A 16,974-nucleotide genomic window follows, 5' to 3' on the forward strand; every position below is an offset into this window, starting at 1 on the left:
CTTGTCGGACCCCGGTGCGAACATCACCAGGCGTCCGTTCCGGAACCAACCATCCAACCGGACACCAAGGGGGAGAGTCTTGTCTGTCACTTTGGAGCTGGCGGCCACCGAATCGGAGGCCGACAGATCGGGGCGGCCGTCGCCGCGGCCGAGCGGTAGATTGCGGTCGCTGCGCCGATTTCTGCCGTACCTGCGGCCCTACCGGGTGCCGCTGATCGCGGCCAATGTGCTCGCGATCGTCACCGCCAGCACCGCCATCGTGATCCCGCTGGTGATCGCCCGGGTCATCGACGGGCCGATCGCGCGGCAGGACTTCGCCGGGCTGCTGCTGCCGGTCGCGCTGATCTTCGTTCTCGGCGGGCTCGAATCCTTCGGCATGTGGGGGCGGCGCTGGCTGGTGTCCAAGCCGTCGACCCTGTTCGAGATCCGGATGCGGGCAAAGCTTTTCGCCCAGCTCCAGGCGCTTGCGATCGGACGGCACGACGGCTGGCAATCGGGTCAGCTGCTCTCCCGCGCCATCGACGATCTGTCGGTGCTGCGGCGATTCGTCGCGTTCGCCGGACCGTTCCTCATCGTCAACAGCATCGTGCTGCCCATCGGTCTGATCGCGCTGTTCGCGATGAACTGGCAAGTGGGACTGATCTTCACGGCGATCTCGCTGCCGCTGACGCTGTTCTGCGTGCGTTTCGTGCGCCGGTTCGAGGTGGCCTCGCGGCGCTCGCAGGACCAGTCCGGTGACCTGGCGACCATCGCCCAGGAATCCGCGCAGGGCGTGCGCGTGCTCAAGGCCCTCGGCCGTGGCCGGTTCTTCGGTGCGCGCTTCACCGCGCTCTCGCGCGAACTGCAGAAGACCGAGCTGGAGAAGGTGCGCCTGGACGCGACCCTGTGGGCCGCGCTGGTGACCTTGCCGACGGTCGCGATCGCGATCTCGCTCGGCGTCGGTGGGTACTCGGTGGTGCACGGCACGATGACGATCGGCACGCTGGTCGCGAGCGTCACGCTGGCGACCTTCCTGCAGTGGCCGATCATCTGGCTGGGCTTCCTGCTCTCGGAGCTGTTCGAGGCGCGCACCGCCGCCGACCGGTTCTGGGAGATCATCGACACCCCGCTCGACATCACCGATCCGCCGCAGCCGGCGAGCCTGCCCACCGGGCTGCGCGGCGAGCTGGTCATCGACCAGGTGCGCTTCGCCTACCCGACCGGGGAGGACCGCTCGGACAAGGCGGTGCTGGAAGACATCTCGCTGCGGGTCCGGCCGGGAGAGACGGTCGCGCTCGTCGGTGCGACGGGCAGCGGCAAGACCGCGCTGCTGGAACTGATTCCCCGGCTCTACGACGTCGACGACGGCAGCATCACCATCGACGGCGTCGACATCTCGACCCTGCGCCTGGCCGACCTGCGCCGGGTGGTGACGGTGGCCTTCGAGGAGCCGGTGTTGTTCTCGGCCAGCGTGCGCGAGAACGTGGCACTGGGCGACCCGCGCGCCACCGACGCCGATGTGCGTCAGGCTCTCGATATCGCGCAGGCGAGCGAGTTCGTCGACGCGCTGCCCTGGGGCCTTGACACCAGGATCGGTGAGCAGGGCATGAGCCTGTCCGGTGGCCAGCGTCAGCGGCTCGCCCTGGCCAGGGCCGTGCTCATCGGGGAGTCCGCGGCCGAGCACGGCCGGATCATGGTGCTCGACGATCCGCTCTCGGCGCTGGACGTGGAAACCGAAGAGCGCGTGCAGGACCGGCTGCGCACGGTGCTCGCCGGCGCCACCACGCTGCTGGTCGCGCACCGGCCGTCGACGGCGGCACTGGCCGATCGCGTCGCCCTGCTGGCCGACGGCCGGATCGTCGCCGAGGACAGCCACGAGAAGCTGCTGCGCACCAACAGCCGCTACCGCGAACTGATGGGAGGTGAATCATGACCACCGACACCGATATCCAGACCCCGCCCGAGCAGACCGACCTGGCGGCGGACTGGCGCGGCATCGCCAAGGAGGACGACGCCGTCACCGGCACCGGAAACCTGGTGCTGGCCGGGCGATCCCGGCGCCTGCTGCTGGATCTGGTGCGGCCCTACCGCAAGCAGGCGGTGCTCACCTTCGTGCTGATCCTGCTCGACAACGCGGCCAAGGTGTCGATGCCGCTGTTCATCGCCTACGGCCTCGATCACGGCATCGGCCAAGGCAGGCAGGGCAATTGGACGCCGATGCTCGCCACGGTGGCCGGGTTCGCCGCGGTCACCGTGCTGGCAGGCCTGACCACGTACTTCTTCCTACGGGCCTCCGGTTCGCTGAGCCAGCGGGTGCTGTTCGACCTGCGGGTGCGCGCGTTCCGGCACACCCAGCGGCTGAGCGTGTCGTTCCACGAGAAGTACACCTCGGGCAAGGTCGTCACCCGGCTCACCAGCGATATCGAGACCCTGCAGGAACTGCTGGAAGGCGCGCTCAACCAGGCGTTCGGCGCGGTCCTTTCGGTGGTCACCATCGCGGTGCTGCTGGTCTGGCTGGATCCGATGCTGGCCTCGATCGTGCTGCTCGGTTTCGTGCCGCTGGTCCTGGTGACCAGGTGGGCGCAGCGGCGCCAGCGCGCGGGCTACCGGCGCACCCGCGGCGCGATCGCCCGCGTCGTCGTGCAGTTCGTCGAGTCGATGAGCGGCATGCGCGCGGTGCAGGCGTTCCGCCGGGAGGATCGCAATCAGGAGGTCCTCGGCGGCGAGGACGACGAGTACCAGCGGGCGACCACCACCGCGATCCGCGGGATGGGCGACTACGTCGGCCTGTCGAACTTCATCGGCAAGGTCACCACGGTGATCGTGCTGCTGGTCGGCGCCTGGCAGGTGATGGAGGGCAATCTCGCGATCGGCGTGCTCGCCGCGTACCTGCTCTACCTCGACCAGTTCTACGGGCCGCTCGACGAACTCGCCCAGGTGTTCAACTCCTACCAGTCCGCCGCGGCGGCGCTGGAGAAGATCTCGGGCGTGCTCGAGGAAGAGCCGGCGGTCGCCGAACCCGACGATCCGATCGCGCTGGACCAGGCGACCGGTGCGGTGCGGATGGCGAAGGTCTGGTTCGGCTACACGGCCGAGTCGCCGGTGCTGCCGGAGTTCGACCTGGCCATCCCGGCCGGGCAGGTGGTGGCGCTGGTCGGTGCCACCGGCGCGGGCAAGTCGACGCTGGCCAAGCTGCTCACCCGGTTCTACGACCCGAGCGGCGGCACGGTCAGGCTGGACGGTGTCGACCTGCGCAGGCTGGCCGACGCCGAGCTGCGCAGGCACGTCGTCATGGTCACCCAGGAGGCGTACCTGTTCTCCGGAACCATCGCCGACAACATTCGCCTGGGCAGGCCGGACGCGACCGATGCCGAGGTCACGGCGGCGGCGCGGGCGGTCGGTCTGGACGCGTTCGTCCGGTCGCTGCCCGAGGGGTACGCGACCGATGTGCGCACCAGGGGCGGCAGGCTCTCGGCCGGTCAGCGTCAGCTGGTTGCGTTCGCCCGGGTGTTCCTGGCCGACCCTGCGGTGATCGTGCTGGACGAGGCGACCTCGAGCCTGGACATCCCCGGCGAGCGGCTGGTCCAGCACGCGCTGGAGACGCTGTTGCGCGAGCGCACCGCGGTGATCATCGCGCACCGGCTGTCCACGGTGGCCATTGCCGACCGGGTGCTGGTGCTCGACGCGGGCCGGATCGTCGAGGACGGCTCACCCGCCGAGCTCATCGCCGGGCAGGGCCGCTTCGCCGGCTTGCACGCCGCGTGGCGGGATTCGCTGGTCTGATGCCACCGTGTTGTACAGCAGCGGGGCTGGTGTCGCTTACCGTAGAGAGGTGACGATCCCAGCCCCGGGCCCGGCCGCAGGCCCCACCGAGAACAGACCGGCCTCCCGGTGGCCCGCGGTGCTCACCTGGCGGGCCCACGACAACACGCGGATGGAATCGGTTCGCGTGACGCTCAACGGCAACCGGATCCGGGCAGCGGGCCGGATGATCGGCAGCGCCTGCGGCGAGCACCCGGCGTTCAGCGCGTCCTACGACCTGGTCACCGACGAGGCGGGCGCGACCCGGCGGCTGTCGCTGCGCACCACCACCGCAGCCGGGGAGCGGCACGCGTCCATCTCCCGGGACGAGGAGAACTACTGGCTCGTCGACGCGGGCGGCAGCCACGTGCGGTCCACCTTCGCCGGCGCGCTCGATGTCGACGTGGTGCTGAGCCCGTTCTTCAACACGCTGCCGATTCGCCGGTTCGGCTTGCAGAACGCGGTCGGCGACGTGCAGGTCCCGGTCGTCTACGTGCGGCTGCCCGATCTGCTGGTGCAGGAGGCCGAGCTCACCTACTCGAGCGCCGCCGACGGCATCAACGTGCTGTCCCCGGTCTCCAGCGCGACGCTGACGGTCGATCCGGAAGGGTTCGTCCTCGACTATCCGGGGCTCGCCGAACGCGCGTGACGCCGAATCGGCCGGGCGAGCGCGCGGCCGGGTTCACAACGCGCGCAGCACCCCGCCACGCTGTCCGGCCCGGTGTAGCTCGTCGAGCCAGTCGGCCGCACCGGGGACGACCCCGGTGATCTCCCAGCGCGTGCGCTCCTCGTACGCGGTGCGGCCGCGGTAACCCGCCTCGACAACCTCGCCGAGGGTGCCGTCCGCGCGCAGTGCGTCCCTGGCGGTGACCAGAGCGGCGATGGTCTCGTCGAGCACCTGCCCGAGCGCGGCGGCGTTCGGTTCGCAGATGGCGCGCACCAGATCGGGTGCGGTACCGGCGACGCGGGTACCGTCGCGGAACGAGCCCGCGGCCAGGCCGAGCGCGAGCGCGCCGCCGTCGGCGCCCGCCGCGGCCAGCGCTTCGGCCAGCACGTGTGGCAGGTGCGAGATCCGCGCGACGGCCTGATCGTGTTCGTCGGCCACCACCGGAACCACCACCGACCCGCAGTCCAGCGCCAGCCGGACCACCCGCACCCACGGTTCGACCAGCGTGCCCTCGTCCACCCCGACCGCCCACACCGCGTCCCGGAACAGTTCAGGATCGGTTGCCGCCCAGCCGGATTCGGAGGTGCCGGTCATCGGGTGCCCGCCGACGAAATTCGCCTCCAGCCCGTGCTTGCGCACCGCGTCGACGACCGGGCCCTTGATACTCACCACATCGGTCAGCGGGCAGCGGGGCGACTCGGTCGCGATGGCGGTGAGGAGGCGGTCGACCGCGGGCATCGGCACCGCGATCACCAGCAGCGCGTTCCCGGCGGCCGCCTTGCGCAGCACCGCCGACAGGTCGGTCGAGACGTCGAAACCGTCGCGACGCGCCGCCTCGGCACCCGAGTCCGAGCGGTTGTAGCCGAACGCCGGGTACCCCGCCGCGACCGCGGCGCGCAGCAGTGAGCCGCCGATCAAACCGGTTCCGAGGACGCAGACAGCAGCTCGCTGGTCGAGGGTCATCGGAACAGATTGGCACACGAGTTCATCATTACGGGCGGGACAGACTACCGTTTGGTCCATGGCAGCACAGCGCTCGGGCACGAACAGGGCGACGTCGGACGACGACTTCGACGTCGAAGGGTTCGCAGTGGCGGTGGTCCGCGAAGAAGGCACGTGGCGGTGCAGTCCGCTCAGCCACGACGCGCTCCTCGACCTGTCGGTCGCGGAGACGGAGCTGAAGGCATTGCGCAGCTCGGGGGCGGTATTCGGGCTGCTCGACGTCGATGACGAGTTCTTCGTCGTGTTGCGCCCCGCGCCGAGCGGCACCCGCCTGCTCGTCTCGGACGCGACCGCGGCGATCGACTACGACATCGCCGCCGACGTCCTCGACGCACTCAATGTGGAAATCCCCGACATCGACCCCGACGACCTCGACGACGTCGAGCCGTGGGAAGAGGGCGACCTGGGTGTGCTCGCCGACCTCGGCCTGCCCGAACCGGTGCTCAGCGTGATCCTCGCCGAGACCGACCTCTACCCCGACGAGCAGCTCGGCATGATCGCCCAGCGGCTCGGTTTCGCGTCCGAATTCGCGGCGGTCCTGGACAAACTGCCTCGGTGACGGTGACCGACGAAGACATGGTGCGCGCCGCGATCGCGGCCGCCGCCGGCGCCGACCCGCGCGATGTGCCGGTCGGCGCCGTCGTCTTCGACGCCGACGGGCGCGAACTCGCGCGCGCGACCAACGCCAGGGAAGCCCTCGGCGACCCGACCGCGCACGCCGAGGTCCTCGCGTTGCGGGCGGCGGCCGCCGTGCACGGCGACGGCTGGCGGCTCGAGGGCGCGACGCTGGCCGTCACCCTGGAACCGTGCACGATGTGCGCGGGCGCGCTGGTGCTGGCCCGGGTCGGCAAGGTCGTGTTCGGCGCCTGGGAACCCAAGACCGGCGCCGTCGGCTCGCTCTGGGACGTGGTGCGCGACCGCAGGCTCAACCATCGTCCCGAGGTGCGGGGCGGGATCCTCGAGCCGGAGTGCGTCGCCCTCCTGGACGATTTCTTCCGAACTCAGCGCTGACCAGCCGATTTAACGATCCGGCGCCCCCTCCGGTATCGTAGTCGGCGGTGGCGTGTCCGAGCGGCCTAAGGAGCACGCCTCGAAAGCGTGTGACGGGTAACCCCCGTCCGAGGGTTCAAATCCCTCCGCCACCGCCACAGAGCCCCTCACCTGATATGCCAGGTGAGGGGCTCTTTTTCGTCGGCTGTTCATGCGGTACCGCCCCGCCCACCGGGGCCGCACGTAATAGACTGGTAGTACCGAAATCCGGGAAGGAACGATGTCTTATGCGCGGGCGACAGCCGCCACCCGCGAAGTCCGGGATCGGGCTCGGGGGGAAGCTCATGGTGCTGGTCGTGCTGGGCTGGGTAGCCGTCGGGCTGCTCGCCGCGGGCCAGCGACACTACTTCGCCCACCTGCCCAAGGAATGCTCCGACTGGGCGACGATCGCGGTGACCGCTGCCGCGGGTCCGGCCAACTACGTCGGCCTGAACCCGCGGGTCAGCGAGTGTGAGGTACCCCAACCGAGTCAGTGACATAGGCGGCTGGCGCCGCGGGGTTTCCGGCCCCTGGTGCCTCGAATCCGAGGGGCGATACTGCGCCTTCGGCGGTACGTCTCGCCCCTCGGATTCGAGGCGGCCGGAAACCCGGGGGTGGGAAGGGAGGGGGTTATGTGCGTGCGGGGACGGGGGTTTTTTCCTGTTGCTGTAGTTCGCGTAGGCGCGCGCCCTCTACGTCGATGTCGGGGACGATCTTGTCCAGCCACTTCGGGATCCACCATGCCCATTTGCCGAGCAGCACCAGTAGCGCGGGGATGAGGACCATGCGGACGACGAAGGCGTCGAGGGCGACGCCCGCGGCGAGCGCGAAGCCCATGGACTTGGCGGTGACGTCGGACTCGAGCAGGAACGAGCCGAACACCGAGATCATGATGATCGCGGCCGAGGTCACCACGCGCGCGCCGTGGTGATAGCCCTTGACCACGGCCTCGGTGGGATCGGCGCCGTGCACGTACTCCTCGCGCATGCGGGTCACCAGGAACACCTGGTAGTCCATGGCCAGGCCGAAGACCAAGCCGATCAACATGATCGGCAGGAAGCTGACCAGCGGATGCGGGTCCTTGATGAGGCCTAGCTCGCCCTGCTGGAAGATCAGCACGGTGGCGCCGAAGGTGGCCGCCATGGACAGCAGGAAGCCGAGCGCGGCCGTCAGCGGGACCAGGATCGAGCGGAACACCAGGATCAGCAGGATGAACGCGGCACCGGCGACGATCGCCATGTAGGGCACGATCTTGCTGAGCAGGACGTGGTCGATATCGGCGTAGATCGCGGTGCTGCCGGTGATGCCGTACGACATCTTGTACTGATCGTGCAGCGCGGGTTCCGCGTCGCGCGCCGACTGCACCAGATCCTTGGTCGACTGCGCGTTCGGCCCGGCGTCGGGGATGCCGTTGATCAGCGCGCCCGCGCCGTCCTGGCTGAGCTGCGGCTCGGTGACCAGCTCCATGTCCGGATAGGACTGGAGCTGCTCGCGCAACGCGAGGAGCGCGGCTTCGCGCTGGTCGGCGGGGGTGTCGCTGAGGTCGACGGCGATCTGCAGGACGCCGTTGCTGCCCTCGCCGAAGCCCTCGGTGCGCAGGTCGTAGGCCTTACGGACGGTGGTCGACTTGGGCAGGCTGTCCTCGCCGGGCAGGCCCAGATTCAGGTTGATCGCCGGCGCGGCCAGCAGGCCGAGCACCACGATGGCCAGCCCCATCGTCACGGCGGGCCGCTTCGCGATGACCCTGGCCACCCGGGTGCCATTGGTGACGACGCTGTCGTCTTCGGGATCGTGCTGGGCGATCAGCGGCAGCTTCGGTGTGAACAGGGACTTGCCGAACGCGCCGAGCAGCGCGGGCATCAGCGTGATCGCGGTCAGAACCGCGAACGCGGCCGCGATCGCGCCGCCCAGACCCATGAAGGTCAGGAACCGCACGCCGACGATGCTCAGCCCGACCAGCGCGATGATGACGGTGAGCCCGGCGAACACGACCGCCGAACCCGCCGTGCCCAGCGCCGTACCGGCCGCTTCCTCCGCCGAATCCTGCACCGCCAGCTCGTGTTTGTACCTGGACACGATGAACAGCGCGTAGTCGATCGAGAGCGCGATGCCGATCATCGAGGCCAGGAACGTGGTGAAGCTGGGGATCGAGAGCACCGAGGTGGACAGGAAGATCAGCGAGGTGGCCGCGCCGAGGCCGACGATCGCGGTGATGATCGGCACGAACGCGGCGACGATCGCCCCGAACGCGACGACCATGACCACCAGCGCCACCAGCATGCCGATCAGCTCGGACTTGCCGCTCGGCATCTCCTGTTCCATCGCGATGGTGCCGCTGATCTCGACCGTCAGCCCGGCCGCGCGGGCGGCGTCACCGACGGCGTAGGCGGCGTCGCGGTCCTCGGCCGTGATGTCGGCGAATTCCTTGATCGTGAACGGCACGCTGAAGTACGCGACGGTGTCGGGTGCGGTCTTGCTCAGCACGTTCAGCGGTGCGCCGCTACAGGTCGACGGATCGCGCTCGGCGCCGAGACAGCCCATCTCCTCGGTCACCGCGATCGGATTCGGGATCGGCTTGCTGTGATCGACGATGCCGAGCTGATCGAGCCGGCCGATCATCGCGTCGAGCGCCTGCTCGTTGGCTGGGTCGGTGAGCTTCTGCCCGGCGGGCGCGCCGACGACATAGGTGCCGGTCACCGCGTCGAAAGCGAAGGCTTCCGACATGCCGGGGAAGTGTTCGTCGAGGATCTCCGTCGCCCGTTCCGACGGCAGGTTGGGCATGCTGAAGTCGTCGGTCATCGGTTTCTGGAGCTGCGCGCCGAGCGCGCCGAGCACCAGGAAACAGATCAGCCAGACGGGTAGCACGATCCATTTGCGGCGAAAGGCCAGCTTGCCCCACCGGTACAGATAGACGGACACGGTTCTTCTCCTCGCGGTGATCGGTGCAGAGCGCGGATCGGGAGGTACAGCACGCGCGGCGTGCTTACAGCCGGGTCTAACCAATCCCGAGTCTGGTGCCAGGCCACCGCGATATCAAGCAACGTGCCAGGCGCGACGGGCGAAAAACAGGCCGACCCCGCAATCCGGGTGGATTGCGGGGTCGGCCTGTTCGAGCGGGTCAGGAGACCGGAAGCGGGTGCTTCACCGTCTCGGCGCCCTGGTTACGGAGCTGTTCGAGCTTCGAGCCCTCGACGTCGATATCGGGCAGGATGCGGTCGAGCCACTTCGGGATCCACCACGACCACTTGCCCATGATGACCAGCAGCGCGGGCACCACGACCATGCGGACGATGAAGGCGTCGATCGCCACACCGGCGGCCAGGGCGAAGCCGAACGACTTCGCGGTGACGTCGGTTTCCAGGATGAACGAGCCGAACACCGAGATCATGATGATCGCCGCCGAGGTCACGACGCGGGCGCCGTGGTGGTAGCCGGAGACCATCGCGTCCTTGGGCGACTTGCCGTGCACGAATTCCTCGCGCATGCGGGTCACCAGGAACACCTGGTAGTCCATCGCCAGGCCGAACACCAAGCCGATCAACATGATCGGCAGGAAGCTGACCAGCGGCTGCGGATCCTCGATCAGGCCGAGTTTGCCCTGCTGGAAGATCAGCACGGTGGCGCCGAAGGTGGCCGCCATCGACAGCAGGAAGCCCAGGGCCGCGGTGAGCGGGACCAGGATCGAGCGGAACACCAGGATCAGCAGGATGAACGCGGCACCGGCGACGATCGCCAGGTACGGCACGATCTTGCTGAGCAGCACGTGGTCGACATCGGCGTAGATGGCGGTGGTGCCGGTGATGCCGTACTCCATGCCGAACTGCGCCTTCAGGTCGGCTTCGGCGCCGCGCGCCTCGGCGACCAGATCCTTGGTGGCCTGGTTGTTCGGGCCGGACTTCGGCACGCCGTTGAGCATGGCGCCCTGCTTGTTCTCGCTCCACTGCGGCTCGGTCACGTAGTCCATGCCGTCGTAGGAGTCGAGCTTGTCGCGCAGCGCGGCGACCGCGGCCTCACGCTGGCCCTCCGGCACCGCGCTCAGATCGGTGACGACCATCAGCACGCCGTTGCTGCCCTCACCGAAACCTTCGGTGCGCAGCTCGTAGGCCTTGCGGACGGTGGAGGTCTTCGGCGCCGAGTCCTCGCCGGGCAGACCCAGGTTCAGGCCGGCGGCGGGTGCGGCGAGCGCGCCGAGCACGACCACCGACAGGATCAGCGCGACCCACGGGGCCTTGCCGATCAGGCGGGCGAAGCGCTGGCCGTTGGTGACCGAGTTCTCGTCCTCGGGATCGTGCTGGGCGACCAGCGGCAGCTTCGGCTTGAACAGCGACTTGCCGAAGGCGCCCATCAGCGCGGGCATCAGGGTGATCGCCGTGAGCACCGCGAAGCCGGCGGCGATGGCGCCACCCAGACCCATGAAGGTCAGGAACTGCACGCCGACGATGCTGAGCGCCCCGAGCGCGATGATGACGGTCAGACCGGCGAACACGACGGCCGAACCGGCGGTGCCGAGCGCGGTGCCCGCGGCTTCCTCGGCCGAGTCACGCACGGCCAGTTCGTGTTTGTACCTGGACACGATGAACAGCGCGTAGTCGATCGACAGCGCGATACCGATCATCGAGGCGAGGAACGTGGTGAAGCTGGGGACCTCGATCACCGAGGTGCCGAGCATGATCAGCGAGGTCGCGGCGCCGAGGCCGACGATGGCGGTGACGATCGGGACGACGGCGGCGACGATGGCGCCGAAGGCCACCACCATCACGATCAGCGCGACACCCATGCCGATCAGCTCGGACTTGCCGCTCGGCTGCTCCTGCTTCATCGCGATCGAACCGCTGAGCTCCACCGTCAGGCCGGCGTTGCGGGCTTCGGCGGCGACCTCGTAGGCGGCGTCGCGTTCGACGTCGGTCACGTCGGTGACGCCCTCGATGCTGAACGGCACGTTCAGCACCGCGACGCTCTCCGGCGCCGTCGAGCTGAGCACGTTGAGCGGGGCGCCCGAGCACTGCGACGGATCGGGATCGGCCAGGCAGCCCATCTTGTCGGTCATCTCGATGGGGCTCATCAGCGGCTTCGAGTGATCGACGATCTGCAGCTCACCGAGCTTGGTGATGAGCGCGTCGACGGCGGCGCGGTTGGCCGGATCGGTGAGCTTCTGGCCCTCCGGGGCGCCGATCACGTAGGTGCCGGACACGGCGTCGAACTTGAACTGCTCGGACATGCCGGGGAAGTGCTTGTCGAGGATCTCGTTCGCACGGGCCGAGGGCAGCGACGGCATGCTGAAGTCGTTGGTCATCGGCTTGCTCAGGGCGGCGCCGACGCCGCCGAGCAGCAGGAACAGCAACAACCAGACCGGTAGCACGATCCATTTACGGCGGAAAGCGAACTTTCCCCATCTGTACAGGTATACGGACACGAGGGTGCTCCTAGCGCGAAGAACTCGGGTGGGATCAGGCTCGTAGACAGCACTTGCGGGTCACCCCTGACGACCCGCCTCCACATCGTCGTTTTCTGCCTACCGTGCGGTAGGTAGACTACCGATTCAGTAAGTGGAGAGGCAACCTCGATTTCGGGGGCGCCGACTAAGTCACACGCAGTGATGGGAGGATTGAATACATGGCTCCCCGAGACACCGTCGACGCCGTATCCGCAGGTGGAGGCACTAAGCAGGCCATCCGCGACGCCGCGGTGCAGCTTTTCGCCGCCAAGGGATTCGAGCAGACGAGCCTGCGCGAGGTCGCCGATATGGTGGGGATCACAAAGGCTTCGCTCTACTACCACTATGCGTCGAAGCTGGATCTGCTGCTCGCGATCATCGATCCGATCATCGACCACATGCGTGACATCGTCACCGACATCGACGCGGTGCCCTACGACGACGAAGGCATCCGCGCGGTGCTGCGCACCTATCTGCGCGGGATGATCCGGCACCGCGCCGCGGGCGCGCTGTGCGTGCGCGACACGGCGGCGATCGTCAACGCCATCGCCGATCGCTACCCCGATCTGATGGAGCCGACCAGGGAACTGCGCACCTGGCTGGCCGGTCCCGACCCGGACCAGGAGGCGATGCTGCGCGCGGCCGCGGCCATCGAGGTGCTCGGGGTCGCGCTGCTGTCGTCGGAGCTGGCGCCCGGCGCGACCGACGAGTTGGTCGAGAAGACCCTGCTCGACGCGGCGACCTGTGTGCTGACCGGCTGCGGACGGTCGGCATGAGAGGGCGGCCCGCCGCTCCCGCCGGGGCGACCGCGTAAGTTCGACTCGTGCATATCACCGCCAGGGTCGATTACGCGGTGCGAACGCTGCTGGAGCTCGCCGCGGCCGACGGCGTCGTCAAGGCCGAGGCGATCGCCGCCGCCGCGCAGATCCCGCCGAAGGTACTCGAGACCGTGCTGGCCGAGCTGCGTCGCGCCGACCTCGTGCTGAGCAGGCGCGGCCCCGACGGCGGCTACCGACTCGGCAGGCCGGCCCCGGACATCTCGGTGGCCGACGTGATCCGTGCCGTGGAATCGCCGCTGGCCTCGGTCCGCGGGCAGCGCCCCGAGGACGTGCGCTACCCGGGCGCCGCCGAACCGCTGCAACAGGTGTGGATCGCGCTGCGGGTCAACATCAGGGCCGTGCTGGAGAACGTCTCCATCGCCGATATCGCCGCCGACCGGCTGCCGGGTTTCATCGGCGAGCTGATCGCCGACCCCGGCGCCTGGGTGCGCCGCGAGCCGCGGACCCCCGCCGGCGCCTAGTTCATCCACAGGCCGGACTTGTCCACAGGGCGGGTAAAAGTCAGCGGCGATGGTCACCCGCACGCGGTAGCCTGCGACCACCATGTTGATCACCCTGCTGCGGACCTACCTGGCCCCGTACCGCGCTCAGCTGGCCGGTGTCCTCGTGCTCCAGCTGATCTCGGTCATCGCGATGCTCTACCTGCCCAGCCTCAACGCCGACCTCATCGACAACGGCGTCACCAAGGGCGATATCGGCTACATCTGGTCCACCGGATTGTTCATGCTCGCGATCAGCTGCGTGCAGATCGTGGCCTCGTCGGCGTCGGTGTACCTCGGCGCCCAGGCGGCCATGGGCGCGGGCCGGGACATACGCGGTGGGGTGCTGCACCGGGTCGAGACGTTCTCGGCGCGGGAGGTCGGCATGTTCGGCGCGCCGTCGCTGATCACCCGCTCGACCAACGACATCCAGCAGGTACAGCTGCTCATCGTCATGTCGGTGACGATTCTGGTGATGGCGCCGATCATGTGTGTCGGCGGCATCATCATGGCGCTGCGCGAAGACCTCGGCCTGTCCTGGCTGCTGCTGATCGCGGTCCCCGCGCTGGCGCTGGCCATGGGCACGATCGTGGCCCGCATGGTGCCCGGCTTCCGGCAGATGCAGGCGCGCATCGATGAGGTGAACCGGGTGCTGCGCGAGCAGATCACCGGCATCAGAGTGGTGCGGGCGTTCGTGCGGGAGCGGCAGGAGATCTGGCGCTTCGGGATGGCCAACACCTCGCTCACCGACGCCTCGCTGCGGGTCGGCAAGCTGATGGCGCTGATGTTCCCGACGGTCATGCTGATCAGCAACGTCACCGCCGTCGCGGTGATCTGGTTCGGCGGTCACCACGTCGACAACGGCACCATGCAGATCGGCTCGCTCACCGCGATGCTGTCCTACATCATGCAGATCCTGATGGCCGTCATGATGGCCTCGTTCCTGGCCATGATGGCGCCGCGCGCCGCGGTCTCGGCCGACCGGATCGGCGGGGTGCTCGAGACCGAGTCCTCGGTCCGGCCGCCGCGGCTGCCGCAGCCCTTCGCCGCCGACCCGGCCGCGGTCGACCTGCAGTTCGCCGAGTTCGCCTTCCCCGGCGCGGAGAAGCCGGTGCTGCGCGGCATCCGGTTCCAGGTCGCCCCCGGCACGACGACCGCGATCGTCGGCGCCACCGGCTCGGGCAAGACCACCCTGGTCAACCTGATCCCACGGCTGATCGACGTCACCGACGGCGCGGTCTACGTCGGCGGCACCGACGTGCGCCATCTCGACCTCGAACTCCTGCGCGGCGGCATCGGCCTGGTGCCGCAGAAGGCGTACCTGTTCTCCGGCACCGTCGCGAGCAACCTGCGCTACGGCAAGCCCGAGGCCACCGACGAGGAACTGTGGCACGCGCTCGAGGTGGCCCAGGCGGCCGACTTCGTGCGTGAGATGCCGCAGGGGCTCGATACCCCGGTCGCCCAGGGCGGCACCACGGTGTCGGGCGGGCAGCGTCAGCGCCTGTGCATCGCCCGCGCGCTGGTACGCAGGCCGCGCGTCTACCTGTTCGACGACTCCTTCTCGGCGCTCGACGTCGCCACCGACGCCAGGCTGCGCGCCGCGCTCGCGCCCGAGACGGCCGATGCCTCGGTGATCATCGTCGCCCAGCGGATCGCGACCATACGCGACGCGGACCAGATCGTCGTCCTGGAGGACGGCGCGATGGCGGGCATCGGCACGCACGACCAGTTGATGCAGCGATGTCCCGAGTATCGCGAGATCGTCGAGTCCCAGCTCAGTGTGGAGGAGGCTCGATGAGGCCCGGTGCTCCGGTACCCGGCGCGCCGGGTACGAAGGCCAAGTCGTTCGGACCGTCGCTGAAGCGCCTGCTGCGCAGGCTCGCGCCGGAACGCTTCGCCGTCGGCGTGATCATCGCGCTGGTGATCACCTCGGTGGTGCTCAACACGCTCGGCCCCTACCTGCTCGGCAAGGCCACCAACCTGGTCTTCGACGGTTTCGTCGGCAAGCAGCTCGACCCGCGGTTCAGCAAAGAGCAGACCATCGAGATGCTGCGCGACCGCGGCGAGAACACCCGCGCCGACATGCTCTCGGCGATGAACGTCATCCCTGGTACCGGCATCGATTTCGACGCCGTCGCGCGGGTGCTGCTGATCGTGCTCTCCCTGTACGTGGCGGCCTCGGTGTTCGGCTGGCTGCAGGGTTACCTGCTCAACATCGTCATCAACCGGACCGTCAAGCGGCTGCGCGACGACGTCGAGAACAAGCTCCACCGGCTGCCGCTGCGCTACTTCGACTCCGCGCCGCGCGGTGACGTGCTCAGCCGCGTCACCAACGACGTCGACAATGTCTCGCAGAGCCTGCAGCAGACGATCAGTCAGCTGCTGGTCTCGCTGTTCACCGTGGTCGGCATCCTGATCATGATGTTCTGGATCTCGCCGCTGCTGGCGCTGATCGCGCTGCTCACCGTGCCCGCGGCCATCATCGTCACGGCGCAGATCGCCAAGCGGTCCAAGCCGCACTTCGTCGACCAGTGGAAGTTCACCGGCGCGGTGAACGCCTCGGTCGAGGAGGCCTACACCGGCCACGAGATCATCACCGCGTTCGGCCGCAGCCGCGAGGTCGGCAAGGAGTTCGACGAGCGCAACCAGCAGCTCTACGACGCGAGCTTCAAGGCACAGTTCATTTCCGGCCTGATCATGCCGGCCATCATGTTCCTCGGGAACGTGAACTTCGTGTTCATCGCGCTGGTCGGTGGTCTGCGGGTGGCCACGGGCAACCTGTCGCTGGGTGACGTGCAGGCGTTCATCCAGTACTCGCGCCAGTTCAGCCAGCCGCTCACCCAGATCGGCGCGATGGCCAACCTGCTGCAGTCCGGCGTCGCCTCGGCGGAGCGGATCTTCGAGATCCTCGACGCCGAGGAACAGAGCCCCGACCCGGTGGTGGAGAACCAGCGCCCGGTCGATCGCGGACGGGTCGAGTTCGAGGCGGTCTCCTTCGGGTACGACCCCGAGGTGCCGGTCATCGAGCGGCTGTCGCTGGTCGCCGACCCCGGGCACGTCGTCGCCATCGTCGGCCCGACCGGCGCGGGCAAGACCACCCTGGTCAACCTGCTCATGCGCTTCTACGAGCTCGACGCGGGCACCATCTCGATCGACGACGTCGACATCACCACCATCACCCGCGATCATCTGCGCTCGCGAATCGGCATGGTGCTGCAGGACACCTGGCTGTTCAAGGGCACGATCCGGGAGAACATCGCCTACGGCAACCCGAACGCCTCCGAGCACGACATCCTGGCCGCGGCCCGCGCCGCCTACGTCGACCGGTTCGTACACGCGCTGCCGCACGGCTACGACACGGTGATCGATGAGGAGGGCGGCGGTGTCAGCGCGGGGGAGAAGCAGCTGATCACCATCGCCCGCGCGTTCCTGGCCAAGCCGTCGATCCTGATCCTCGACGAGGCGACCAGCTCGGTCGATACCCGCACCGAACTGCTGGTCCAGCACGCGACCGCGGCCCTGCGCCGCGACCGCACCAGCTTCGTCATCGCGCACCGCCTGTCCACCATCCGCGACGCCGACCTGATCGTGGTGATGGAGAAGGGCCGCATCGTCGAGCACGGCTCGCACGAGCGGCTGCTCGAGGAGCGCGGCGCGTACTACCGCCTCTACAACGCGCAGTTCGCGGCGGCGGAACTGTAGGAGACCGGCGCGTCACCCGGGCGGGTGACGCGCCGGGCAGTC

General features: G+C 68.7%; 13 protein-coding genes and 1 tRNA gene. 11 read left to right on the forward strand and 3 right to left on the reverse strand.

Annotated elements, in window-relative coordinates; translation table 11 throughout:
* Positions 1 to 79: 79 nt before the first annotated feature.
* From NV348_RS17440 to NV348_RS17450, 3 genes are read left to right on the forward strand one after another with little or no spacing between them, the layout of a single operon-like run.
* Entirely contained in the window at positions 80 to 1,912 is a 1,833-nt protein-coding gene (locus NV348_RS17440; RefSeq protein WP_447147828.1) for an ABC transporter ATP-binding protein, read from the forward strand.
* A complete protein-coding gene (locus tag NV348_RS17445) occupies positions 1,909 to 3,762 on the forward strand; it encodes an ABC transporter ATP-binding protein (RefSeq protein WP_447147829.1) in 1,854 nt (617 codons plus the stop codon). Before NV348_RS17440 ends, NV348_RS17445 begins: the two co-directional genes overlap by 4 nt.
* A 49-nt stretch (positions 3,763 to 3,811) precedes the next feature.
* Positions 3,812 to 4,429: a putative glycolipid-binding domain-containing protein gene (locus tag NV348_RS17450; protein ID WP_447147830.1), complete on the forward strand. Its 618-nt coding sequence runs from the start codon at positions 3,812 to 3,814 to the stop codon at positions 4,427 to 4,429.
* A 33-nt stretch (positions 4,430 to 4,462) separates the two neighbouring features.
* On the opposite strand, the gene NV348_RS17455 is transcribed toward NV348_RS17450, so the two are convergent.
* Positions 4,463 to 5,410, reverse strand: coding sequence for a prephenate dehydrogenase (locus NV348_RS17455; protein ID WP_447147831.1), 948 nt, complete (start codon positions 5,408 to 5,410; stop codon positions 4,463 to 4,465).
* A gap of 58 nt (positions 5,411 to 5,468) precedes the next feature.
* Between NV348_RS17455 and NV348_RS17460 the strand changes: the two genes are divergently transcribed.
* The 4 genes from NV348_RS17460 to NV348_RS17475 all read left to right on the forward strand — a co-directional run bounded on the left by NV348_RS17460 (position 5,469) and on the right by NV348_RS17475 (position 6,975).
* Positions 5,469 to 6,008 carry a tRNA adenosine deaminase-associated protein gene (locus NV348_RS17460; RefSeq protein WP_447147832.1) on the forward strand — a complete coding sequence of 180 codons (540 nt, stop codon included), beginning with the start codon at positions 5,469 to 5,471 and terminating at the stop codon, positions 6,006 to 6,008.
* A gap of 17 nt (positions 6,009 to 6,025) precedes the next feature.
* On the forward strand, positions 6,026 to 6,460 hold the full coding sequence (locus NV348_RS17465; RefSeq protein WP_447151073.1) for a nucleoside deaminase: 435 nt from the start codon (positions 6,026 to 6,028) through the stop codon (positions 6,458 to 6,460).
* A 46-nt stretch (positions 6,461 to 6,506) separates the two neighbouring features.
* A tRNA-Ser gene (locus tag NV348_RS17470) sits at positions 6,507 to 6,597 on the forward strand.
* A gap of 129 nt (positions 6,598 to 6,726) precedes the next feature.
* On the forward strand, positions 6,727 to 6,975 hold the full coding sequence (locus NV348_RS17475) for a hypothetical protein (RefSeq protein ID WP_447147833.1): 249 nt from the start codon (positions 6,727 to 6,729) through the stop codon (positions 6,973 to 6,975).
* A gap of 133 nt (positions 6,976 to 7,108) precedes the next feature.
* On the opposite strand, the gene NV348_RS17480 is transcribed toward NV348_RS17475, so the two are convergent.
* Both NV348_RS17480 and NV348_RS17485 read right to left on the reverse strand, forming a co-directional pair.
* Positions 7,109 to 9,397: an MMPL family transporter gene (locus tag NV348_RS17480; RefSeq protein WP_447147834.1), complete on the reverse strand. Its 2,289-nt coding sequence runs from the start codon at positions 9,395 to 9,397 to the stop codon at positions 7,109 to 7,111.
* A gap of 199 nt (positions 9,398 to 9,596) precedes the next feature.
* Complete coding sequence (locus tag NV348_RS17485; RefSeq protein WP_447147835.1) at positions 9,597 to 11,891, reverse strand: MMPL family transporter; 2,295 nt, start codon at positions 11,889 to 11,891, stop codon at positions 9,597 to 9,599.
* 200 nt (positions 11,892 to 12,091) lie between these two features.
* Here NV348_RS17485 and NV348_RS17490 point away from each other — a divergent pair, with 200 nt between their 5' ends.
* The 4 genes from NV348_RS17490 (at position 12,092) to NV348_RS17505 (ending at position 16,932) form a co-directional block, all read left to right on the forward strand.
* A complete protein-coding gene (locus tag NV348_RS17490) occupies positions 12,092 to 12,688 on the forward strand; it encodes a TetR/AcrR family transcriptional regulator (RefSeq protein WP_447147836.1) in 597 nt (198 codons plus the stop codon).
* A 47-nt stretch (positions 12,689 to 12,735) separates the two neighbouring features.
* Complete coding sequence (locus NV348_RS17495; protein WP_447147837.1) at positions 12,736 to 13,212, forward strand: RrF2 family transcriptional regulator; 477 nt, start codon at positions 12,736 to 12,738, stop codon at positions 13,210 to 13,212.
* An 82-nt stretch (positions 13,213 to 13,294) separates the two neighbouring features.
* Positions 13,295 to 15,028 (forward strand): ABC transporter ATP-binding protein, encoded by a 1,734-nt coding sequence (locus NV348_RS17500; RefSeq protein ID WP_447147838.1) that lies wholly within the window; start codon positions 13,295 to 13,297, stop codon positions 15,026 to 15,028.
* On the forward strand, positions 15,025 to 16,932 hold the full coding sequence (locus tag NV348_RS17505) for an ABC transporter ATP-binding protein (protein WP_447147839.1): 1,908 nt from the start codon (positions 15,025 to 15,027) through the stop codon (positions 16,930 to 16,932). The genes NV348_RS17500 and NV348_RS17505 overlap by 4 nt, the downstream gene beginning before the upstream one ends.
* Positions 16,933 to 16,974: the final 42 nt, after the last annotated feature.

Source organism: Nocardia fodinahabitans, from assembly GCF_052983615.1.